Origin of the sequence: Caballeronia arvi (assembly GCF_001544695.2) — a bacterium.
Classification (GTDB): Bacteria; Pseudomonadota; Gammaproteobacteria; order Burkholderiales; family Burkholderiaceae; genus Caballeronia; species Caballeronia arvi.
Genome location: NZ_FCOM02000003.1, coordinates 123259 through 144798 on the forward strand (window position 1 = coordinate 123259; position 21540 = coordinate 144798).

At 63.0% G+C, this 21540-nt stretch carries 19 protein-coding genes; 9 read left to right on the plus strand and 10 right to left on the minus strand.

From position 1 onward, the window contains the following. Nucleotides 1–16 precede the first annotated feature (16 nt). The 5 genes from AWB74_RS05325 to AWB74_RS05345 all read right to left on the minus strand — a co-directional run bounded on the left by AWB74_RS05325 (nt 17) and on the right by AWB74_RS05345 (nt 4765). A complete protein-coding gene (locus tag AWB74_RS05325; RefSeq protein WP_061145734.1) occupies nt 17–409 on the minus strand; it encodes a tautomerase family protein in 393 nt (130 codons plus the stop codon). A gap of 116 nt (nt 410–525) precedes the next feature. Further along, nucleotides 526–1692: an ABC transporter permease gene (locus AWB74_RS05330; protein ID WP_061145735.1), complete on the minus strand. Its 1167-nt coding sequence runs from the start codon at nt 1690–1692 to the stop codon at nt 526–528. Between the two features lie 9 nt (nt 1693–1701). After that, nucleotides 1702–2856, minus strand: coding sequence for an ABC transporter permease (locus AWB74_RS05335; protein ID WP_061145736.1), 1155 nt, complete (start codon nt 2854–2856; stop codon nt 1702–1704). Nucleotides 2857–2862: 6 nt separating this feature from the next. Beyond that, entirely contained in the window at nt 2863–3555 is a 693-nt protein-coding gene (locus AWB74_RS05340; protein WP_061145737.1) for an ABC transporter ATP-binding protein, read from the minus strand. A 1-nt stretch (nt 3556) separates the two neighbouring features. Continuing rightward, nucleotides 3557–4765: an efflux RND transporter periplasmic adaptor subunit gene (locus AWB74_RS05345; protein ID WP_061145738.1), complete on the minus strand. Its 1209-nt coding sequence runs from the start codon at nt 4763–4765 to the stop codon at nt 3557–3559. Nucleotides 4766–5041: 276 nt separating this feature from the next. Here AWB74_RS05345 and AWB74_RS05350 point away from each other — a divergent pair, with 276 nt between their 5' ends. Both AWB74_RS05350 and AWB74_RS05355 read left to right on the plus strand, forming a co-directional pair. Then, nucleotides 5042–6127: a tartrate dehydrogenase gene (locus AWB74_RS05350; protein ID WP_061145739.1), complete on the plus strand. Its 1086-nt coding sequence runs from the start codon at nt 5042–5044 to the stop codon at nt 6125–6127. 127 nt (nt 6128–6254) lie between these two features. Then, nucleotides 6255–7574 (plus strand): MFS transporter, encoded by a 1320-nt coding sequence (locus tag AWB74_RS05355; protein WP_407642401.1) that lies wholly within the window; start codon nt 6255–6257, stop codon nt 7572–7574. 49 nt (nt 7575–7623) lie between these two features. On the opposite strand, the gene AWB74_RS05360 is transcribed toward AWB74_RS05355, so the two are convergent. The 5 genes from AWB74_RS05360 to manD form a co-directional block, all read right to left on the minus strand. Continuing rightward, entirely contained in the window at nt 7624–8394 is a 771-nt protein-coding gene (locus tag AWB74_RS05360; RefSeq protein WP_327361373.1) for a GntR family transcriptional regulator, read from the minus strand. An 89-nt stretch (nt 8395–8483) separates the two neighbouring features. Continuing rightward, on the minus strand, nt 8484–9782 hold the full coding sequence (locus tag AWB74_RS05365; RefSeq protein ID WP_061145740.1) for an MFS transporter: 1299 nt from the start codon (nt 9780–9782) through the stop codon (nt 8484–8486). 91 nt (nt 9783–9873) lie between these two features. After that, nucleotides 9874–10911 carry an L-idonate 5-dehydrogenase gene (locus AWB74_RS05370; protein ID WP_061145741.1) on the minus strand — a complete coding sequence of 346 codons (1038 nt, stop codon included), beginning with the start codon at nt 10909–10911 and terminating at the stop codon, nt 9874–9876. Nucleotides 10912–10972: 61 nt separating this feature from the next. After that, the gene (locus AWB74_RS05375) at nt 10973–12340 is read right to left on the minus strand and encodes an MFS transporter (protein WP_061145742.1); all 1368 of its coding nucleotides are present in this window, start codon (nt 12338–12340) and stop codon (nt 10973–10975) included. Nucleotides 12341–12404: 64 nt separating this feature from the next. Beyond that, complete coding sequence (gene manD, locus AWB74_RS05380; RefSeq protein WP_061145743.1) at nt 12405–13613, minus strand: D-mannonate dehydratase ManD; 1209 nt, start codon at nt 13611–13613, stop codon at nt 12405–12407. Between the two features lie 121 nt (nt 13614–13734). Here manD and AWB74_RS05385 point away from each other — a divergent pair, with 121 nt between their 5' ends. From AWB74_RS05385 to pqqD, 7 genes are all read left to right on the plus strand, one after another. Then, entirely contained in the window at nt 13735–15201 is a 1467-nt protein-coding gene (locus AWB74_RS05385) for a mannitol dehydrogenase family protein (RefSeq protein ID WP_087038849.1), read from the plus strand. A 101-nt stretch (nt 15202–15302) separates the two neighbouring features. Further along, nucleotides 15303–16133, plus strand: a complete 831-nt coding sequence (locus tag AWB74_RS05390) for a hypothetical protein (RefSeq protein WP_235024486.1) — start codon at nt 15303–15305, stop codon at nt 16131–16133. Nucleotides 16134–16355: 222 nt separating this feature from the next. Next, nucleotides 16356–17936 (plus strand): sensor domain-containing diguanylate cyclase, encoded by a 1581-nt coding sequence (locus AWB74_RS05395; protein WP_235024487.1) that lies wholly within the window; start codon nt 16356–16358, stop codon nt 17934–17936. A gap of 71 nt (nt 17937–18007) precedes the next feature. Then, entirely contained in the window at nt 18008–18652 is a 645-nt protein-coding gene (locus AWB74_RS05400) for a LysE family translocator (protein ID WP_061145744.1), read from the plus strand. 182 nt (nt 18653–18834) lie between these two features. Next, the gene (locus AWB74_RS05405) at nt 18835–20778 is read left to right on the plus strand and encodes a sigma-54-dependent Fis family transcriptional regulator (RefSeq protein ID WP_061145904.1); all 1944 of its coding nucleotides are present in this window, start codon (nt 18835–18837) and stop codon (nt 20776–20778) included. 196 nt (nt 20779–20974) lie between these two features. Continuing rightward, on the plus strand, nt 20975–21049 hold the full coding sequence (pqqA, locus tag AWB74_RS05410; protein WP_008347847.1) for a pyrroloquinoline quinone precursor peptide PqqA: 75 nt from the start codon (nt 20975–20977) through the stop codon (nt 21047–21049). A 66-nt stretch (nt 21050–21115) separates the two neighbouring features. Next, nucleotides 21116–21397, plus strand: a complete 282-nt coding sequence (pqqD, locus tag AWB74_RS05415; protein ID WP_061145745.1) for a pyrroloquinoline quinone biosynthesis peptide chaperone PqqD — start codon at nt 21116–21118, stop codon at nt 21395–21397. The last annotated feature ends 143 nt before the right edge of the window (nt 21398–21540 follow it).

Consider the following 21540-nt stretch of genomic DNA (forward strand, 5'->3'; position numbering starts at 1 on the left):
TCCTTTGCGGTTTCGTTCAGCCCGCGTCCTCCACATACTGCGCGATGCCGCGACCGAACGACCAGTCTTCGCGCCGATTCGGCGCGAGCGCGATCATGACGTCCTCGAGCCGCAGGCCGGGCGATTCCACGAGCTTCGCGACCAGCGTTTTATAGAACGCCTTCTTGGTCGGCAGATCGCGCCAGTCGCTCGCGGTGATGTGGATGAACACGAGATCGTCGCTGCGTTCGACGCCAAGATAACCCGGATCGTAGATGAAGTCGTCGCGGTCGCGCTGTTCGATCAACTGGAACCGATCGTCGGCGGGCACTTTGAACGCTTCGACGAGCGCCTCGTGCACGCTGTTGGAGATGGCGCGGACATGATCGCGCGGCTTGCCTTTGATGAGCGAGATTCTGACGAGCGGCATGATGAGTTTCCTTCCGGAATGGAGGTGGAGTCAGGCCAACTCTACGCCGGTCCGCCAGTTCGGAATATTTGAAAGTTCGGAACGGATCATTCCAGGAAATCGAATCGTCGCGACGTTCAACGGGCCCGCAGCGCGTCGACGATATTCATCCGCGAGGCCCGCAACGCGGGCAGAAAACCGCCGACCAGCCCCATCACGAGCGAAAAGCCGAGCGTCTGCGCGATGACCGAAGGCGTCAGAATAAATCGGAACGACAAGTCCGCGAACGTCTGAAAATTGGTCGTGGAAAAGGAAGCGAACTGCATCAGCGCGGCGCAGCCAAGCCCCGCGACGCCGCCGACGAGCCCGAGCAGCAACGCTTCGAGCAGGAACGCGCCGAGCACGTCGAAGCGCTTGAAGCCGAGCGCCCGCAAAGTTCCGATTTCCGCGACGCGATTCGCCACCGACGCGTACATCGTGATCATCGCGCCGATCATCGCCGCGATCGAGAAGATGCTCGACAGCGTGATGCCGAGAATATTGATGAACGACGACAGCGCCTTCGACTGATCGCCGTAAAAAACCTGCTCGCGTTTCGCTTCTTCGGTGAGACGCGGGTCCACGTCGATGTCAGCGCGGAAGCGCTCTAACGCGTCGCTGCGCGCGAGGCGCACGACCATCGAAGAAAACGTGGTGCGCCGGAACGATTGCATCAACTGGTCGACATCGCCCCAGATTTCGGAATCGAAGCCGCTGCCGCCCGCATCGAAATGGCCGACCACGGTCCAGTCCCGTTGCGCGAAACGCAGATGATCGCCGATGCGTGTACCGCCGAATCCCTTCGCAATGCCGCTGCCGACGATGATCTCCGACGATCCGCGCCTGAACATGCGGCCCGCCGTGAGCTGCACTTGCGGGCGCAGTTGCAGGCCCATCGGCGAGACGCCGCGTATCACGACGTTCGCGGGCGTGTTCGTGCCAAGCTTGGTGAGCGAAATCAGCACGACGGTTTCCTTCGACGCGAGCGGCTCGCCGTCGCCGTTCATCGCGACCGATGGATGCATCTCCATCACGTTGGCCTGGCCGCGGTCGATCGCGCTTTGAATCTCCGTTTCCGCGCCCTTGCGGATCACGACGACGTTGTCGCGTTCGCCGGTCGAGACGAGCGTTTTCTTCAGGCCCGCATCGAGCATCAGCACTGTCGCGAACACGAACACGACGAGCGCGAGCCCACCTGCGGTGAGCATCGTCGTGAGACGGCGCGCCCAGAGATTGCGTGCGACGTAGGAAACCGGAATGGCCATCGCGCGTCCTCAGCCGATCGCCCGCAGGCCTTCGACGATGCGCACGCGGCTTGCCTGCACCGCCGGCACGATCGCCGCCGCGAGCGCGACGACGAGCGCGCATGCGGCCTGCAGAAGCATCGTTTCGTGCGACACCATGAAGACCGGGAACACGCCGCCCGTCGCACGCTTGAAGACCTCGGCCATCGGCGGCGTCGCAAGAATGCCGATGCCGCCGCCGATCGCGCAGATCGCGAGCGATTCGCCGAATACGAGCGTCGAAAGAAACGCCGGGCCGAACCCGAGCGCCTTCAAGGTCGCGTATTCGGTGATGCGCTCGCGCGCGCTCATCGCCATTGCATTCGCCATCACAGCCATGATGATCAGGATAACGACATATGACACGACGCGTATCGCCGCGATGATCTGATTCGACATTGCGACGAAGCCGAGCTGAAACGCCTGCTCCGTCTCGGTCAGCGTTTCGGCGAGCGAGTTCTTGAAGACGTTGTCGATATTGCGCGAGACGGTGGCCGCCTCATCCGGGTCCTTGATGCCGACCACATACACGCCGACCTGATCGACATTGCGTTTCGTCGTTTTTCGGATCGTCTCGTTCAGGTAATCGTAGTGAAAAATCAGTTGCCGCGTGATGGTCGATTCATCGCGCCCTTCCATGATGCCGCGCACGACGAAGTCCCACGTGCCGGGGTAGATCGTGCCCTTGAGCGGGATGACGTCGCCAACTTTAAAGCCGTACAAGTCGGCGAGCTGCCGCCCGATCAGGCAGCCTTTGCGATCGCGTCGATAATCGGAACGCGCCTGTTCGGAAATGATGAACTCGGGATAGAGATCGAGATAGTTGTCCGACACGGCGAACTGCGCGAAGAAGTTTTTCGGATCGCGATAGACACCGCCGAACCAGTTCGAGCGCGCGACGAGCGTCACGCCGTCGACGCCGCGTATGCGGTTCTCGTAGGCGAGCGGCAACGGAAACACGAGCGAAATCGCATTGCGCGTGACGAGCCGCGCGTTCGATGCCGCCGCCGCGCCCGCGTACCACGCATCCACGACCGTGTGCAGCAGACCGTAGGCGAGCACGGCGATGGTGAGGCCGAGCACCGTCAATGTGGTGCGCAGCTTGTGACGCAGCGCGTTGCGCAGGATCAGCTTGAGCACGGTCATGATGGCTTATCGCGGAGTTCCATCGATCAGCTCGCCTTTTTCCAGATGCACGAGCGACTTCGCCGCGCCCGCCGCATGCGCGTCGTGCGTCACCATGATGATGGTCTTGCCGAGCTTGTCGTTCAGGCGTTGCAGCATGGCGAGGACATCGGCGGCGGAGTTGCGGTCGAGATCGCCCGTGGGTTCATCGGCGACGATCAGCGTCGGGTCCGTAATGAGCGCCCGCGCAATCGCGACGCGCTGCTGCTGCCCGCCCGACAGCTCCGACGGATAGTGGCTCATGCGGTCGGACATGCTGACCATGTCGAGCACCATCGCGACACGTTCGCGTCGTTCGTGGCGCGTGAGGCGCGTGAGCATCAGCGGGAGTTCGACATTTTCGAACGCGGACAGCACGGGCATCAGGTTATAGAACTGGAAGATGAAGCCGACGTGCGCCGCGCGCCAGTCCGCGAGCGCCGCTTCGGGCAGGCGCGTGATATCCAGCCCGCCGACGAGCAACTCGCCGCTGTCGGGCCGGTCGATGCCCGCGATCAGGTTGAGCAGCGTGCTTTTTCCGGAACCGGACGGCCCCATCAGCGCGACGAAATCGCCCCGGCCGATGGACAGCGTGATGTCGGTCAGCACGGGCACCGTCTGCACGCCGCGCCGATACGACTTCGCGACGTGGCTGATCTGAACCAGAGGTGGCGTGCTCACGCTATTTCTTCGCCAGAGTGACTTTGGCGCCGTCCTTGAGCTTGTCGCCCGGCGACAGCGCAACGACATCGCCGGGCTTCACGCCCTGCACCGCGAGCAGATCGCCGATGCGCTCGCCCGTCGTCACGGGCACTTCGCGCGCCGTGTCGTGATCGATGACGTAGACCACTTTCCTGCCATCGCGCGTGACGACCGCCGACGGCTGTACGGCTACGACCGCTTTCTTCTCCTCGGGCGGCACGGGCTTCGAGAGGAACGCGACCTTCGCGGACATGTCGGGCAGCACGCGCGCGTCGCGATCGACGAAGCGCACTTTCACGAGCACGGTGGCTTTCGAGCGATCGACCGTCGGCACGATGCGCGATACGCGGCCCGCGAAGCGCACGTCGGGCAGCGCATCGAGTTGAATTTCACACGGCTGCTCCACGGCGATGCGCGAAATGTTCGACTCGGCGACATCGGCTTCGACTTCGAGCGTCTTCATGTCGGCCATCGTAACGACCGCGCCCTTGCTGTCCGATGCCGATGAAAACGGCGTGATGTTGTCGCCCACGTTCGCGTGCTTGACCAGCACGACGCCGTCGAACGGCGCGCGGATCACGGTCTGATCGACGGCCACTTGCGCGGCCTGCGCGTTGGCGAGCGCTGCGACGATCGCGGCTTCGTCGCTGTTGACGGAGGCTTTGGCCTTGTCGTAGCGGGCGAGCGCCGCGTCGTATTGCGTCACGGGAATCGCGCCTTGCGGAGCGAGGATTTTAAAGCGCTTGAGATCGACGTCCGCGTTCTTCAACTCGGCGCGCTGAAGTTCGAGATTGGCCCGCGCGACCTTCACCTGCGCTTGCGTCTGCGCGAGCGATGCGGCGACGTCGGCGCTTTCGAGCCGCGCGATGATCTGCCCTTCCTTCACCACCGAGCCTTCGAGCACGCCGAGCCATTCGACGCGCCCCTGTCCCTTCGACGCCACCGCCGCCTTGCGCTGCGGCACGACATAGCCGGTGGCGTTCAGGAGCGTATAGCTCTGCGACGGATAAACCGAGGTGACGGTCGCCGTTTCGACGGCTTGCGGGCCGGTCATGCGAAGCGCGACGGCGATGAGCGCGAGCAGGATCGCGACGATGATCGCGTAACGAAGCCAGTTGCGCCGGCGCCGCGGCATGGCGGCGGACGGTCCCCGGTCGATTTTGAGTTTTTCGAGATCGTGTTCAGCCAATTTATGGACTTGCGCCGCGGGAGGGTTCCGCGAGTCGGGAAGCGGTGAAAGGATCGTCAGTATAGCGCTGTAGTTTGGGGGGAATGATGCGCCGGAACGTCGCCCGCGTGTCGAAAGAACCCGAATTCTTCGGCTCGACCGAATTCACCATGCGCGCGCACCTGTGAATCAAAGTTAAAGATGCTTTGAGTTCAGTGCCGGTTACAGCGCCGACGGTTGTGTACAGTGGACCCACATCGAAGCACCCCCGATACAAGTGGAACACGGAGACGACACATGAAGACATATCGCATCGCAACCATCCCTGGCGACGGCATCGGCAAGGAAGTCGTGCCCGCAGGCCAACAAGTCCTCGAAGCGATTGCACGCAGCACGCAAAATTTTGAATTCCAATTCGAGAATTTCGATTGGGGCGCGGACTACTACCGCCAGCACGGCGTGATGATGCCCGCCGATGGTCTCGACGCGATCCGCGACAAGGATGCGATTCTCTTCGGCTCCGCGGGCGACCCGGACGTTCCCGATCACATCACGCTGTGGGGCCTGCGCCTGAAAATCTGCCAGGGCTTCGACCAGTACGCCAACGTGCGCCCGACGCGCATCCTGCCGGGCATCGACGCGCCGCTCAAGCGCTGCAAGCCCGAAGACATGAACTGGGTGATCGTGCGCGAAAACTCGGAAGGCGAATATTCGGGCGTCGGCGGCCGCGTGCATCAGGGTCATCCGATCGAGGCCGCGACCGATGTGTCGATGATGACGCGCGCCGGTGTCGAACGCATTATGCGTTTTGCATTCAAACTCGCGCAGTCTCGTCCGCGCAAGCTGCTGACCGTCATCACGAAGAGCAACGCGCAGCGTCACGCGATGGTCATGTGGGACGAAGTCGCGCTGGCGATCTCGAAGGAATTCCCGGACGTGAAGTGGGACAAGGAACTCGTCGATGCCGCCACCGCGCGCATGGTCAACCGTCCCGCCACGCTCGACACCATCGTCGCGACGAACCTGCACGCCGATATCCTCAGCGATCTGGCCGCCGCGCTCGCGGGCAGTCTCGGCATTGCGCCGACGGGCAACATCGATCCCGAGCGCCGCTATCCGTCGATGTTCGAACCGATCCACGGTTCCGCATTCGACATCATGGGCAAGGGGCTTGCGAATCCGATCGGCACGTTCTGGTCCGTCGTGATGCTGCTCGAGCATCTCGGCGAATTCGAAGCCGCCAAGCGCGTGATGGCCGCGGTCGAAGCCGTCACCGCCGATCCCGCGCTCCATACCGGCGATCTCGGCGGCAAAGCGACCACCGTGCAAGTGACGGCCGCCGTGTGCGCGCTAGTCGAACGCGTGGAAGCCGCCGCGGCTTAAAGCCCCATCGAGTTTCATCCAGGCAATCAACGCAACTGACCCGCGATGCAATGCACATCGCGGGCAGCGGGGACGCTTGCGCGTCCTTCATCGAGAGCGCAACGCTCTGCCTCCCAGGAGGAGACACATGCAATCCAGCATCGAATCCAATGTCGAAGCGCGCGTCTCGCGCAAGCTCGCATGGCGCATCATTCCGTTCGTGATGCTGCTCTACTTCATCAGCTTTCTCGACCGCGTCAACGTGGGCTTCGCCGCGATGACGATGAACAAGGCCATCGGCCTCTCGCCCACCGCGTTCGGTCTCGGCGGCGGCTTGTTCTTCATCGGCTACTTTCTGTTCGAAGTGCCGTCGAACCTGATCCTGCACAAAGTGGGCGCGCGTATCTGGATCGCGCGTGTGATGGTGACGTGGGGCATCGTGTCGGTGGCTTCCGCGTTCGTCACGGGGCCGACGAGCTTCTATGCGCTGCGCTTTCTGCTGGGTGTCGCCGAAGCGGGTTTCTTCCCTGGCGTCATCCTGTATCTAAGCCTGTGGTTTCCCGCGAAGCAACGCGCGGTCGCGGCCGCATGGTTCATGGCCGCCGCGCCGATCTCGACCGCGATCGGCTCGCCGCTCTCCGGCGCGATCATGCAGTTGCCGCCGATGTTCGGTCTCGCCGACTGGCAGATTCTCTACATCATCGAAGCGCTGCCCGCGATCGTGCTTGGCTTCGTCGTGCTCAAGTTCCTCACCGATACACCCGCCAAAGCGCACTGGCTCGCGAGCGATGAACGCGAATGGCTCATCGCGAAGCTGAAGAGCGAAGCCGATGCAAAGCAGTCCCACGCAGGCCACACCGCGGGCGCATGGAACGCGCTGCGCGATCCGCGTGTGCTCGCGCTCGCATTGATCTACTTCGGCACGTCGGCGGGTCTCTATACGCTCGGATTATGGGCGCCGCTCATCATTCGACAGTTCGGCTTCACAGCGCTGGAGACGGGTCTCATCACCGGCATTCCGAGCGTGGTCGCCGTCGTCGCGATGATCCTCTGGGCGAAGCATTCGGACCGTACGCAGGAACGCACGTGGCACGTCGTGATTCCTTGCGCGCTTGCCTGCATCGGCTTCATCTTCGCGGGTCAGGCGAGCACGGCGCTCTTCGTGATCCTCGCGCTCATCGTCGTGAACGTGGGCATCAGCGCGGCAAAGGCGCCGCTCTGGGCGATGCCGAGCATGTTTCTCTCGGGTGCCGGCGCGGCGGCGGGTATCGCGATGATCAACTCGATCGGCAATCTCGGCGGCTTCGTCGGACCGTTTGCGATCGGCTGGCTCAAGAACAGCACGGGCAGTTATTCGGCGGGCTTGTATGTGGTCGGCGCGACGCTCGCGATGTCCGCGGTCATCACGCTTCTTTTGAGCCGCAAGACGCGGAACGACGATGCACGTGCGGTGACGGCGAAGACGTGACGATCCTCCTCATCGAACGAAAAAGAGCGGCACGCGCCGCTCTTTTTTTTCATGAACCCAACGCCACCCGCTCCGGCTCATCCGGCTCGAACCAGTCCGGATTACGCGCTGCAATCGGATGCAGCGACACGAGAATCTCACGAAGATGCGCGCGCATCGCTTCTTCCGCACCATCGGGATCATGCGCCTTCAGCGCGCTCACGATGCGCGCATGCTGCTTGATCAGGAGATCGAGCGGCGACACGTCCGGCAAGCTCAGATAGCGCACGCGATCCATCTGCGCCTTGATGTCCTGAATCGTGTCCCACGCGGCGACGCAGTCGATCGATTGCGCGATCCGCATGTGGAATTGTTCATCGAGCGTGAGAAACGCGCTGGTGTCGTTCACTTTCGATGCGGTCTTCTGCTCGCGCAGGTTCGCGGCGAGATCGTCGAGTTGTGAATCGGTGATGGCGACGGCCGCCTTGCGCGCGACGGCCGTTTCGATCGCCTCGCGAATGAAGCGTCCTTCGCGCACCTGTCGCGGCGAAATCTTCTTCACGAAGGTGCCGCGCTGCGGCAGCACTTGCAGCACGCCCGCTTCGACGAGCTTGATGAAGGTCTCGCGCACCGGTTGCCGCGAAACCTGGAACATCTCCGATACTTCCTTTTCCGAGAGCGGCGTGCCGGGCACGAGCTGCCCCGCAAAAATGGCCTGACGCAACGCCCGAAAAATCTGCTTGCCGATAGGCTCGTGCGACTCGTGCGAAATCATCGAAGTCAGATCGGGCAACTCGATCTTCTGCGACGCGAGCGGCCTGCGCACGCGCGCACGCCGCATTGTTGAGCCATTCGACACGATACCGTCTTGCATGATCGAAACCTTGTTGATGAGCGCGGCGCATGAAGGCGCGCCGCGTCTCGATACTATCACGCAGCTCTTGCCGCGCTTTCACGCTTGGCGCGCGTTTTCGGTTCGCGGATGAACATCAACGAACACAGTGCGCCGAGCACCGCGATCACGCCGGCCAATACGAATGCGCTGCCATAAGCACCGTGCGTCGCCTCGACGATGAAGCCCGTCACCGCCGGCCCGATCACGCCCGCCAGATTCGCGAGCAGATGCACGAAGCCGCCGACGCCACCGACGTTCTCGCGCCGCACCGTGTCCTGAATCACGGCCCAATACACCGAGCCCGTCACGTAGAGGAAGAAGATCGTGACCGACATCAACGCCACCGCGCCCTGCGTGCTCTCCACGCGGCCCGCAAAGGCGACGCACAGCGCGGCCATGCCGAGACACACCGTCAACACGATGCGGCGCGACATCAGCGGCTTGCCGGTGATGCGCAGGATCGCATCGGTGATGAAGCCGCCCGCCGCGAGCCCGATGCTGCCGAGCAGCCACGGTATGACCGTCGCGAAGCTCATGTCGCGCAATGACATGTGATGCGCTTCGGTGAGATACGTCGGGAACCACGAAAGAAAGAAGAACAGCACGTAGTTGTATGAGAAGAACGCGAACGCCGTGGCGAGTATGATCGGCTGACGCAGATAGAAGCCGAGATTCGCCTTTTTGCCGTGCGCGCCATGGTCCATCGACGGCGCATCCTGCTGTCCCGCGACGATCAGATCGAGCTCGGACTGCTTCACGCGCTTGTTCTGCTGCGGATGCTCGGTCGTCGTCAGCGCCCACAGCACGAGCCACGCAAAGCCGATCATCATGATGATGACGAACGCCCAGCGCCAGCCGAACGTGATCGCCATATAGCCGACGACCGGACCGGCCAGCGCACCGCCGAGCGGCGTGCCCGAACTGATGACGCCAATGGCGCTCGCCACTTCACGGCGCGGAAACCAGTTGTTCACCATCTTGCTGTTCGACGAGCTGAACGGCCCTTCGCCCATGCCGAAGAGCACGCGCAGCACGATCAGCGAAACGAGGCTGCTCGCCAGGGCGGTCGCGCCGCAAAAGAGCGACCAGATGCCCATTGCGCCGCCGAACACCTTCTTCGCGCCAATCTTGTCCGACAGCACGCCGCCGACAAAATTGAATAATGCATACCCGATGAAAAAGCTGCTGAACACGATGCCCATCTGCGCATGCGTGAAATGCAGGTCTTTCTGAATGAGCGGCGCGGCGATCGAGAGCGCCGCACGGTCGAGATAGTTGACGACGCCCGCGAGAAACAGCAGGCCGACGACGAACCATCGCTGACTTTTGATCATGGTGAGTCTCCGATGCACCGCCTCTTCTGACCGTAGCCCTGGGCGGTTTTATGAATGATGAATTTTGAATGCCGGCTTCGAGCAGCGCGCGTCAGTCGAATTGCAGATGCACTTTCATCGACTGATTTCGGTCCAGCGCGACTTCGAATGCGCGATTCGCTTCCGCCAGCGGAAAGGCGTGCGTCATCAAAGGACGCAGATCGATGCGCTGCGACGCGATTTCATCGGCGGCCGTTGCGTATTCGTCGGTGAAGCGGAACGAGCCCTGATAGCGCAACTCCTTCGCCATCACGAGATTGGCCGCGACGGGCGACTGACCCGCGGGCAGATTGCCGAGCTGGATCACCGTGCCGCCGGCGCGCACCGAACGCAGCGCTGTATCGAGACCGGCCGGGCTGCCCGATGCCTCGATCACCACATCGAACGTGCCGCGCTCGCGCGACCACGCGTCGATGCGCGTCTGATCGTTCGCGAGCACGGTTTCATCCGCTCCGAGCGACGCGGCCATTGCCAGCGCCTTTTCCGCGAGATCGAGCGCGACGATGCGATGCGCGCCCGCACGCCGCGCCGCCGCGAGCACGATGCAGCCAATCGGCCCGCAGCCGACGAGCAGCATCTTCGCGCCGACGAGCGAGCCCGCGAGCTTCAGCGCGTGCAGCGCGACGGCGAGCGGCTCGGCCATCGACGCCTGCGCGAAATCGAGCGTATCCGGCACCGGCACGCATTGGCGCTCGGCCGCGGTGATGTATTGCCGGAACATGCCCTGCATGTGCGGAAACGTCGACGCGCTGCCCATGAAGCGCATGTTCAGGCAGTGATTCGCCATGCCCTTCACGCAGAAGCGGCACGTGCCGCAGTTCAGCCCCGGGTTGACCGCGACGCGCTGGCCGACGGCGAGCCCGGTCACGCCCTCGCCCAACGCGGCGATTTCGCCCGCCACTTCATGACCGAGCACGAACGGCTCGCGCACCGCGAAGTCGCCGCTCTTGCCCTTGAAGTAATACGAGAGATCCGACCCGCAGATGCCGCCCGCGCGCACGCGGATCTGCACCTGCCCGGGTTGCGCCTCGGGTGTGTCGATCTCGTCGATGACGAGCTTTTTCGGTTCGTGAAGAACGGCTGCGAGCATGATCGGTGTCCTGGGTTGCGGATGGGTTGTGCGGATCGGGTTGTGCAGATTGCGTTTTGTATTACGCGTTTTGAATGCGCTCAGCGGCCTGCGATTCGACGGCCGCAGTGTCGTGTTGCGGTGCGCCCCAGTCATGCAGATCGCCGCCGATCCGCACCGGCGCGGTCTCGGGCAGAAGCAGGAGCGAAATCGTCGAGACGATGCCGAGCACGGCCACATAGGCGATGAGCCCGATCGAACTGCCGCCCGTCGCCTGGATCAGCTTCACCGCGACGAGGCCGAGCACGCCGCTGCCGATGAGCGAGCCGATCTGCCAGATCAGCGCGATGCCGCTGCAGCGCACGCGCGCCGGAAACAGCTCGGGGAAGAGCGACGCCTGCGGCGCATAACAGAGACTGTGGCCGACCGTGATCGCGAGAATCATCACGGTTTGAATCGCGAGACGACTGCCGCTGTCGATCGCATGAAAGAGCGGCACCACGAGCAGCACGTGCAACACCGCGCCCGCGATGAACGTCGTGCGCCGGCCGATGCGATCCGACAGCGCGCCCGCGAGCGGAATCGCGATCAGTTCAAGCACCACCGCGACGATGATGCTCTGGAGCAGAAGCGCATCCGCGATGCCATGTGCGCGGCCGTAGGCGAGCACGATCATCGTGTACATCGCGAACGTGCAGGCTTCGATCAGCTTTGCGCCGACGCCCTTCACGATCGTCGCGCCGTGTTGCTTCACGACTTCCACGACGGGCCGCGACTCGACCGCCTTGGTCGCGCGGATCGCCGCGAACACGGGCGATTCTTCCGTGCGCAGCCGGATATACAGCCCGACCGCGACCAGCACGATGCTGCCGAGAAATGGCAGACGCCAGCCCCAGTCCATCAGCTGCTCGTGCGTGAGCGCGGCGGTGAGCACGGCGAAAATGCCCGATGGAATCAGAAAGCCCGCAGGCGCGCCGAGCTGAACCAGACTCGCGAAGAAGCCGCGTTCGCGCGGCGGCGCGTATTCGGCGGTGAGCAGCACGGCGCCCGCCTGCTCGCCGCCCACGCCGAAGCCCTGAAGGACGCGGATCAGCACGAGCGCCGCCGGCGCCCAGAAACCGATCTGCGAATAATCCGGCAACAGACCGATGGCGAACGTGCCGAGTCCCACGATCAGGATCGTGACGATGAGCGCCTTCTTGCGGCCGATCTTGTCGCCGAAATGCCCGAACACGATCCCGCCGATGGGCCGCGCCACGAAGCCGACCGCATAGGTGGCGAACGCGGCGAGCGTGCCGATCAGCGGATCGTGACTCGGAAAGAACTTCGCGCCGAACACGAGCACCGCCGCCGTGCCGTAGACGAAGAAGTCGTAATACTCCGCTGCCGTGCCGATGGTCGATGCCGCCGCCACACGGCGCAGCATCGCGCTGGTTTCCCTGTCTGCCATGTCTCTCTCCGGTATCTCGTCTTTTGGATGCTTAATGCAGTTACGCACTTGCGCAGTTGCGCGATCACCAGTTCCAGAGCGTGCCGTCTTCGAGGCGCGCCACCGGCAGATAGGCCGGGTCGTACGCGTACTTCGCGGCAAGCTTCTCGTCGATATCCACGCCGTGCCCCGGCGCATCGCCCGGATGCATCATTCCGCGATCGAACGACCACGCATGCGGAAACACCTCGAGCGCTTCCTCCGGGAAGCCCATGTACTCCTGCACGCCGAAGTTCGGCACCCAAAGGTCGAAATGCAGCGCCGCGCCCATGCAGACCGGCGACAGATCGGAAGGGCCATGACAGCCGGTGCGCACCTGATAGAGCGAAGCGAAATCCGCGATGCGCTTCAGATGCGTGATGCCGCCCGCATGTGTGAGCGTTGCGCGGATGTAGTCGATCAACTGCTCTTCGATCAGTTGCTTGCAGTCCCAGATGCTGTTGAACACTTCGCCCACCGCGATCGGCGTGACGGTGTGCTCGCGGATCAGGCGGAAACCGGCCTGATTTTCGGCGGGCGTCGGATCTTCCATCCAGAACAGGCGATACGGCTCGACCGATTTGCCGAGCCGCGCGGCTTCGATCGGCGTGAGACGGTGATGCACGTCGTGCAGCAGATGCGTGTCGAAGCCGAACTTGTCGCGCACGGCTTCGAAGAGTTTAGGCACGAAATCCAGGTACTTTTCGGAAGACCAGCTTTGCTCTTCCACCGAGCCCTTGGTCGCGGGCTCGTACATGCCGTCGCCCTTCGATACGCCATACACCGAACGCATGTTCGGCACGCCGCACTGGATGCGGATCGCCTTGTAGCCCTCTTCGATATGCTCCGCATAGCGATCGAGCGCTTCGGGAATATCGCGGCCCGTTGCGTGTCCATAGACCATCACGCCTTCGCGGGACGCGCCGCCGAGAAGCTTGTAGAGCGGCATGTTGGCCGCCTTGCCCAGGATGTCCCAGAGCGCCATGTCGACGGCAGCGATCGCGGTCATCGTCACGGGGCCGCGCCGCCAGTACGCGCCCTTGTACAGGAACTGCCACGTGTCCTCGATGCGGCTGGCATCGCGCCCGATCAGAAGCGGACACACGTGATCTTTCAGGTACGACGCGACGGCGAGCTCGCGGCCATTGAGCGTCGCATCGCCAATGCCGTAAATGCCCTCGTCCGTCTCCACTTTCAACGTGACGAAGTTGCGGCCGGGGCACGTCACGATCACGTCGGCGCGGATGATTTTCATAGGGATTTCCTTGAATGGGCATTCGATGTGGCGGATACTACCATACCAGTATGTCACATCGTCAATTACGGGTTTTCCCCATTCTTAATGCAAAATGCCATCGAAAATGACTGAGAAATCAATGCTTTCCCGTTCTTCGCTGAGCGCGCTTGAAGCGCACTGCCTGTCATCCGAGTGGCGCGTGCCGGCCATCGGCATCGTGCATCTGGGCATCGGCAACTTTCATCGCGCGCACGAAGCCCTCTACACGGAGGAAGCGATGCTCGCGCAACCGGGCGACTGGGGCATCTGCGGCGTCACGCTGCAAGGGGACGTGAGCAAGCGCGATGCATTGATGACGCAGGACGGGCTATACAGCGTCGTCGAACGCGGGCCGGACGGCGTGCGCGTGACGGTCGTTCGCGCATTGCGCGAAGTGCTGGCGATGCCCTTCGGCCGCGCGCGTCTCTTCGAACGCTTCGCCGATGAGCGCGTGCGCATCGTGTCGCTGACCGTCACCGAAAAGGGCTACTGCCGCGATCCGCAGACGGGCGACGCCGATTTCACTCATTCGGGCGTCGCGCACGATCTCGCGCATCCGGACGAGCCTTCGACGGTGCCCGGCATTCTCTGCGCCGCGTTCAAGGCGCGCCGCGATGCGGGCACCCCGCCGTTCACCGTTCTCTCCTGCGACAACCTCTCGCATAACGGCGAAGCATTGCGGCAAGCCGTCTGCTCGTTCGCGCGCCGCCTCGACCCGGCGCTCGCCATGTGGATTGAAACGCACGTCGCATTTCCGTCGACGATGGTGGACCGCATCGTTCCCGCCACCACGGACGCCGACCGCGCAGCCGCACAAGCCGCGCTCGGCGTACGCGACGAAGCGCCCGTGCCGTGCGAGCCGTTCCGTCAATGGGTCATCGAAGATCGCTTTCCTGCCGGACGCCCGGCGTGGGAGACGGCCGGCGCGCAACTCGTCGACGATGTCGCGCCTTTCGAAATCGCCAAGCTGCGCATGCTGAACGCAACGCACTCGACGCTCGCTTATCTCTCGATGCTCGCGGGATTCGAAACCATCAGCGACGCGGTCGGCCACGCGCCGCTCGCCTCGCTCATCCACGCGATGATGACGCGCGAAATCGCACCGACGCTCGACGTTCCGCCATCGTTCGATCTCGGCACCTATCGCGACGCCCTGCTCGCTCGCTATGCGAATCCCGCGTTGAAACACCGCTGTGCGCAGATCGCGATGGACGGCAGCCAGAAGATGCCACCGCGCATTTTGTCGACCATTCAGGCACGGCTCGATGCGGGTCAGCCGATCGAGCGGCTCGCGCTGGCGGTCGCGGCATGGTTCACGTTCCTGCGCGGCCGCGCTGACGACGGCTCGCGCTACGCGATCAGCGATCCGCTTGCGGAACGTCTCACGAACGCAGCAGATAATGCCGGCACGCCGGACAGCCTCGTCGATGCGCTGCTTGCCGTGAGCGACGTGTTCCCTGCATCGCTCGCACGCAATCCAGCTCTTCGCGAAGCGCTCGTGCGCGCCGCGACGAAACTGCAGAACGGCTCGCTCGCGGCAATAGACGAATACGCGCGCATGGATTGAATTCATCATTACGCATGCAAGATGCCGATTGTTCCGCTTCGTTTTAAGATAGCCGCTTCATCATGACCCGCTTGATGCGCGAGGAGTGGCAGGTGTTCTTAATGAAACGTGGGCATGGCGCCGTTCTTTGCGTGACCTTTGCGTTGTCGTGCGGCACGGTGTCCGCCTGGGCCGCCGCGCCGTCCGGCGGCCATGCGGCCAGTGCCGTCGAGAGCGCGAGCCGTGCATCGGCGCAAAATCTGCCGACCGCCAATGTGCTTGCGCCCGACTTCACCGGCGACGATCCCGAGCACGTCCGCGATGCGCTCGCGGGTCATCCGGCGCCGGGACAGCCGTCGTCGATCACGAGCCGCGTGCGGGCGTTTCTCTCGCATCCGTTCCATAAATCCCAGCAAGGCGCGTCCGCTGCCGCGGGCGCAAGTCAGACGCGCGCGGAAGCGGCGCGTACATTCACGTTCGTGATTCCGGTTTCATACGGCGTGCGCTATCTGGCGAAGAAAAAGGTGCTCACGGTGAACGTGTCGCTGGCGGCGCCGGATCATCCGGACGCCATTCTGCTCAAGCAGACGGTGATAGGGCAAAGCGGCCGCAAGCTCGTCGTAGCGCCCGAGGCGAAGGCGAAGGGTTTCGTCCAGACTTTCGACGTCATCCAGTTGCAGCCGGAAGGCGGCATCAAGACGACGGTGCGGGGCCGCATGATGTTGCCCAGCTTCGATCACGAGCGCGGCAACGGCGAATTCGCCGTCGTGCTCATCTGCACGCTCGCGCCGCCCTATCTGGTGGATGACGTCGAGCACATAGCGCCCACCGACGAAGAGCCGACGGATATCACGCGCAGGACATCGACGTTGAATGGAAGCGTCAATGCAGCGTGGCTCATCGATCGCAGGGATGGCACGATCATCACCAAACGGCTGCACCTCGTCAAATAGATCGATACTCCAATATCCGATGACGATATTACGGAGTCCTTTTGTTAGCATGAAATTGATCTTCAGAACGCTCGTGCTGAAAGAAGCAGCGCAACCGACTACAATCGACATGCAATGACGCGCGGCACGTTGATCAAAAGCGCGTCACAGTCATTTCCAGTCCGTCCATCACGGAGTTTTCGACGCAGTCGTCAGGGAAAGGGCGCCGTGCGGAGAACCTGAATGCCCGCCAGTTTGAATGCCGTTCGCAAGACCGGACGCGTGGTCAGTCGCCGGCTGTTGCGACGCAACAGCACTGCTGCAATGCGTTTCGCCGAGTCCTTCTCGCGATTTCCGGTACTCGCCGGACTCCTCGGCACCGCTATCGCCATTTCAATGGCCGTGCTGTCGTTCGCCGCGCTCTGGCAGGGACGCGCGCAAGCGCTGCAGAACGCGCATTTCGCATCGGCCAATCTGGTCGCCACCCTGAGCGCCGATATCGCGCGCAACGTCGAAGCGAGCGACCTGTCGCTACGCACCATCGTGAGCGGCGTGCAAAATCCCGCCGTGATGGCGCTCCCGCCGGATCTACGCAAGCTCGTCGTTTTCGATGGCGCGACCGGCATGAACTATGTCGGCGGTGCGTTCGTGATGAATCGCGAAGGACGTATCGTTCTCGAACGCGATCCTTCGCAGCACGCCGATCTGCTCTTCGACGATCGCGATTACTTCAAGATTCACGCCGGACAACGCGACGCGGGCCTGTTCATTTCCGGACCCTACGCATCGCGGCTTCGCAAGGGCGTGACCTCGCTCGCGATGAGCCGGCGCATCGATGCACCGGATGGCTCGTTCGCAGGCGTCGCTGTCATCGCGTTGAACGTCGCCTACTTCAACAATCTGCTTTCGCGCGTGAACGTTGGTCATTCCGGCTCGGTGTTCATCGTGCAGCAGGACGGCGTGATGATCGCGCGCAAGCCCGCATTGCGGCCGGACGAAGCGGGATATGTCGCGAAGTCGCCGAGCTTCGCCTTGATGAAGGACGCGCCCTCTGGCTCTTACATCTCGAGCTCGCCCATCGACGGCGTACGGCGGCTCTATACCTTTCAGCACGTGCCGGGCACGCATCTGATCGCCGCAGTCGCACCCGCGGAAAACGACGTGCTCGCGGCATGGCGCCAGCGCAGCATCGTGATAGGCGGCCTGACGCTGATGTTCGGCGGCGGCTTCGTCATCATCTCCTGGCTGCTGGCGATCTCGCTGCGCTCGCGCGCAATCGCGCAAGAGAAGCTGCAACGTCTCGCGGGCACGGATGCGCTCACCGGCCTGTTCAATCGCCGCGCGCTCGACCGCCGGCTCGACGAGGAATGGCGGCGTGCGCGCCGCGCCGATCAGCCGCTCTCCGCGCTGTTCGTCGACGTCGACTACTTCAAGCTCTATAACGACACGTACGGTCACGCGATGGGCGACGATGCGCTTACGGCGGTGGCCGATTGCATACAGAATTCCGCGAAGCGTCCCGGCGATATCGTCGCGCGCTATGGCGGCGAGGAATTCGTGGTCGTGCTGCCGGGCACGGCCGCGAACGGCGCGTTCACGTTCGCGGAACGCCTCAGGATGAAAGTGGAAGGACTCGCCATCGCGAACAGCGCCGCGCCCAAGGGCGTGCTGACGATCAGCATCGGCTGCGCGACGACCTCGCCACGTCTCGCCGACAACGCGCTCAAGCTGCTCAACGGCGCCGATTCCGCGCTCTATCTCGCCAAACGGGCCGGACGCAATCGCGCGGTTCACGAAGACAGCGTCGCGAGCGGCGGCGCCTAGCGCGCCGTATCATGCATGCAATCGTGCGAGTTGCATTCCGCATTCAAAACACGTTCGCAGGAGACAAGCCGATGACCGCATCCCACGCCGTACTCGCCATTCTTTTCTCGCTGCTGCTGGGCGCGATGATTCCCGGACCGAGCTTCGTGATCGTTGCACGCAACGCCATCGGCATATCGCGCGCCGATGGTCTCGCGACCGCGCTCGGCATGGGCGTGGGCGGCATCTTCTTCGGCGGCCTCGCGCTCGCGGGACTCTATACGCTGCTCGTCGCCGTCGAATGGCTCTACATCGGACTGAAGGTTGCAGGCGGCCTCTATCTGATCTATATCGCGTCGAAGATCTGGCGCGGCGCCGCGCAGCCGATGCACATGCCGGCTCGAGACGATGCGCCCGTGCTCGCCAGAAGCGCGCGCAAATCGTTCTGGCTCGGGCTTACAACGCAATTGAGCAATCCGAAAACCGCGATCTGGTACGGCAGCATCTTCGCCGCGCTCTTGCCGCAACATCCTCCGCTTTGGTGCTACATCGTATTGCCGCCGATGGTCTTCGCCATCGAGACTGGCTGGTACACCATCGTCGCGCTCGGATTCTCCAGCGAGCGGCCGCGCGAAATGTATCTGCGCGCCAAGAAGTGGATCGACCGCATCGCCGCGAGCGTGATCACCGCGCTTGGCCTGCGTCTCGTGCTCATGGCGGGCAGGACCGGCTTGTAATTCAACATGCAAAACGCATAACGCAAAACGCCACCTGGCATTTTGGATGCAAAGGACCACGACAAGCGCCTCCTTTCGTTTTGCTGACACTCGAAATCGTCTCCACTTGTTGGCGCGGGACTTGCTGTTGTCAGTGCTCAGATGTCCGGCGACACGACCGGCACTTGCACACGGAGGAGACGATGCAAGACGATTTCCGCGAAACCGCGGCTTCCCACGATGAACGCGAGAGCGGCTGGCTCATTCCCTCGATTCGACAGGCGCATGAGCGCTCGGAGACGTTCGGGCTGAACGCGTCGACGCGACCGGACTACGATGTGCTGACCGAAGGCGAGCTCCTGCTCAAGCTCGAACAGAATCGCGTACTGTGCGCGCACGCGACACCGGTGATGGAAACGCTGCGCGACCAGATCGTCAACACGCAGAGCATGATCGTGCTGACCGATGCGCAAGGACTCATTCTTCATTCGACAGGCGACGACGACTTCCTCGCGCGCGCGGAGAAGGTCGCGCTCAGGGCCGGCGCAAACTGGGCCGAGGAACGCCAAGGGACCAACGCGATCGGCACGGCTATCGCGGAACGCACCGCCACTGTCGTGCATGGCGACCAGCACTATCTCGCCGCCAACCGCTTTCTCACCTGCTCCAGCGTGCCGATCCTCGATCCGTACGGCGATCTGATCGGCGTGCTCGATGTGACGGGCGATCATCGGAGCTACCATCGCCACACGATGGCGCTCGCGCGCATGTCCGTGCAGATGATCGAAAACCATCTGTTTTCCAGCACTTTTCAGGGGATGTTGCAAATCGCATTTCATGGCCGGCACGAATTCCTCGGCACACTGATGGAAGGCATCATGGCCTTTACCTGCGATGGGCGCTTCCTCTCCGCCAATCGCAGCGCGCAGTTTCAATTCGGCCTGCCGCTCTCCGCTTTGCGCGCGCATACGCTGTCATCGTTATTCGGATTGACGAGCGCGCAACTGATCGATCGTTCGCGTTCGTGCCGCACGCCGCATATCACGCTCGACCTGAACAACGGAACCGTCGTATGCGCGCGCGTGCGCCTGAACCGCGCGCCGATCGCAGAAATGACGTCTGCTCCGGCAACGGTCAGGCCTGCGCCGCGCGTATCGGCTGCGATCGATGCATCGTCGAAGCTCGCGTCGCTCGACACGGGCGACCCGAAAGTGGGCGCCGTCATCGGCAAGGTGCGCAAGGTCATCGGCAAGGACATACCGATCCTCATCACGGGCGAAACGGGCACGGGCAAGGAACTGCTCGCGCAAGCCATCCACGGCGATTCACCGCGTCGCGCAGGGCCTTTCGTCGCGGTGAATTGTGCATCGATTCCGGAGCACCTGATCGAATCGGAACTGTTCGGTTATGAGGAAGGCGCGTTCACCGGCGCGCGGCGCAAGGGCGCGGCCGGCAAGCTGTTGCAGGCGAACGGCGGCACGCTGTTTCTCGACGAAATCGGCGACATGCCCTACCCGCTGCAAGTGCGGCTCCTGCGCGTGCTGCAGGAACGCGTCGTCGATCCGCTCGGTTCGAGCAAATCGATACCGGTCGATGTCGCCATCATCTGCGCGACGCATCGCAACTTGCGCGAGATGATCGAGCAGAACCGCTTTCGCGAGGACCTGTATTACCGCTTGAACGGGCTCGTCGTGAAGTTGCCGCCGTTGCGCGAGCGCACCGACCTCGCCGCTGTGATCACGAAGATGCTGCACGCCGTGAGCGTCGATGTATCGTGCGGCATGCATCTGTCCATCGACGACGAAGTGATGGCGCTGTTCGAGCGCTACGCCTGGCCCGGCAATTTTCGGCAACTGTGCAATCTGTTGCGCACCGCCGCCGCGATGGTGGACGACGACGGCTGCATTCGGCGCGAACATCTTCCGGACGACTTCTTCGACGAACCCCGCATCGATGCACAAAGCATGTCCGAAGCATGCGCTTCATCGGCCCTCGCTTCGGGGCGTCTGCAGGAAGTCACGGCATCCGTGATCGCTGCGGCGCTCGCGCGTCATCGCGGCAATGTATCCGCGGCCGCGCGCGCCTTAGGGGTTTCCCGTAACACGATCTATCGCAAGATGCCCGCCTGTTCATCGATGGAGCAATGAACTGTTCACTGCAGTGTTCCACTTCGATACACCTTCGTCCCGAAGAGGCACGGCGACCCTGCTCCGTCGAAACCAATCTGAAAGCCGGGAGCGTGCACATGCACGGTCTCTTCATCGAAGGCACGGAGCTTGCATTTTCGAGGTCCGATTGCGAAACCGTTCGCGATCTCACTCGAACATCACCAAGGAGATGAACATGCAATGGACGACGCCTGCCTTCACCGATCTGCGCTTCGGCTTCGAGATCACGATGTATATCGCCACGCGCTGATGCGTCGGTAACCAAGGCCCGGATGCCTTTCGGCATTCGGGCTCGCACCCTCTTCCCCTGCTCCACATGAACACAACGACCGCGCGTGCGGGCGCACCGACGCGCCCGCGTTTGCGCGCGCCATTGAAGCTGCATTGGCATGCGGATATGCGCTCGTGCGAGATCGTGCATCCGCACGGCAGCGTCGAACTGAACCGCAGCGCGGGCGAGATACTCGCACGCTGCGATGGCACGCGCGAGCTCGACCACATCATCGGCGAGATCGAAGCGCGCTTCGGCATGTCGGGACTTGCGGCGGATGTGTATCGCTTCATCGAAGAAGCGCGCCGTCTCGGCTGGCTCGACTGAAGCCGCGTTGTCACATCGGGCAACACGCCCAACGTCCCACTGTTCCACGATGCAACACACCGGCATGAACGGCATCAGGCGCTCGCATGCATCAGTTGGCGCATGAGATCCGCATGCAGCAAGGCGCACGCGAGCATGAATCA

Excerpts from the sequence above, each read along its gene's own strand:
- AWB74_RS05325 (WP_061145734.1), bottom strand. The coding sequence starts at position 409 with ATGCCGCTCGTCAGAATCTCGCTCATCAAAGGCAAGCCGCGCGATCAT.
- AWB74_RS05375 (WP_061145742.1), bottom strand. The coding sequence starts at position 12,340 with ATGGCAGACAGGGAAACCAGCGCGATGCTGCGCCGTGTGGCGGCGGCA.
- AWB74_RS05390 (WP_235024486.1), top strand. The coding sequence starts at position 15,303 with ATGAAACGTGGGCATGGCGCCGTTCTTTGCGTGACCTTTGCGTTGTCG.
- AWB74_RS05370 (WP_061145741.1), bottom strand. The coding sequence starts at position 10,911 with ATGCTCGCAGCCGTTCTTCACGAACCGAAAAAGCTCGTCATCGACGAG.
- manD (WP_061145743.1), bottom strand. The coding sequence starts at position 13,613 with ATGAAAATCATCCGCGCCGACGTGATCGTGACGTGCCCCGGCCGCAAC.
- AWB74_RS05330 (WP_061145735.1), bottom strand. The coding sequence starts at position 1,692 with ATGGCCATTCCGGTTTCCTACGTCGCACGCAATCTCTGGGCGCGCCGT.
- AWB74_RS05355 (WP_407642401.1), top strand. The coding sequence starts at position 6,255 with ATGCAATCCAGCATCGAATCCAATGTCGAAGCGCGCGTCTCGCGCAAG.
- AWB74_RS05385 (WP_087038849.1), top strand. The coding sequence starts at position 13,735 with ATGCTTTCCCGTTCTTCGCTGAGCGCGCTTGAAGCGCACTGCCTGTCA.
- AWB74_RS05360 (WP_327361373.1), bottom strand. The coding sequence starts at position 8,394 with ATGCGGCGTGCGCGCGTGCGCAGGCCGCTCGCGTCGCAGAAGATCGAG.
- AWB74_RS05365 (WP_061145740.1), bottom strand. The coding sequence starts at position 9,782 with ATGATCAAAAGTCAGCGATGGTTCGTCGTCGGCCTGCTGTTTCTCGCG.
- AWB74_RS05405 (WP_061145904.1), top strand. The coding sequence starts at position 18,835 with ATGCAAGACGATTTCCGCGAAACCGCGGCTTCCCACGATGAACGCGAG.
- AWB74_RS05395 (WP_235024487.1), top strand. The coding sequence starts at position 16,356 with ATGCCCGCCAGTTTGAATGCCGTTCGCAAGACCGGACGCGTGGTCAGT.
- AWB74_RS05335 (WP_061145736.1), bottom strand. The coding sequence starts at position 2,856 with ATGACCGTGCTCAAGCTGATCCTGCGCAACGCGCTGCGTCACAAGCTG.
- AWB74_RS05400 (WP_061145744.1), top strand. The coding sequence starts at position 18,008 with ATGACCGCATCCCACGCCGTACTCGCCATTCTTTTCTCGCTGCTGCTG.
- AWB74_RS05350 (WP_061145739.1), top strand. The coding sequence starts at position 5,042 with ATGAAGACATATCGCATCGCAACCATCCCTGGCGACGGCATCGGCAAG.
- pqqD (WP_061145745.1), top strand. The coding sequence starts at position 21,116 with ATGAACACAACGACCGCGCGTGCGGGCGCACCGACGCGCCCGCGTTTG.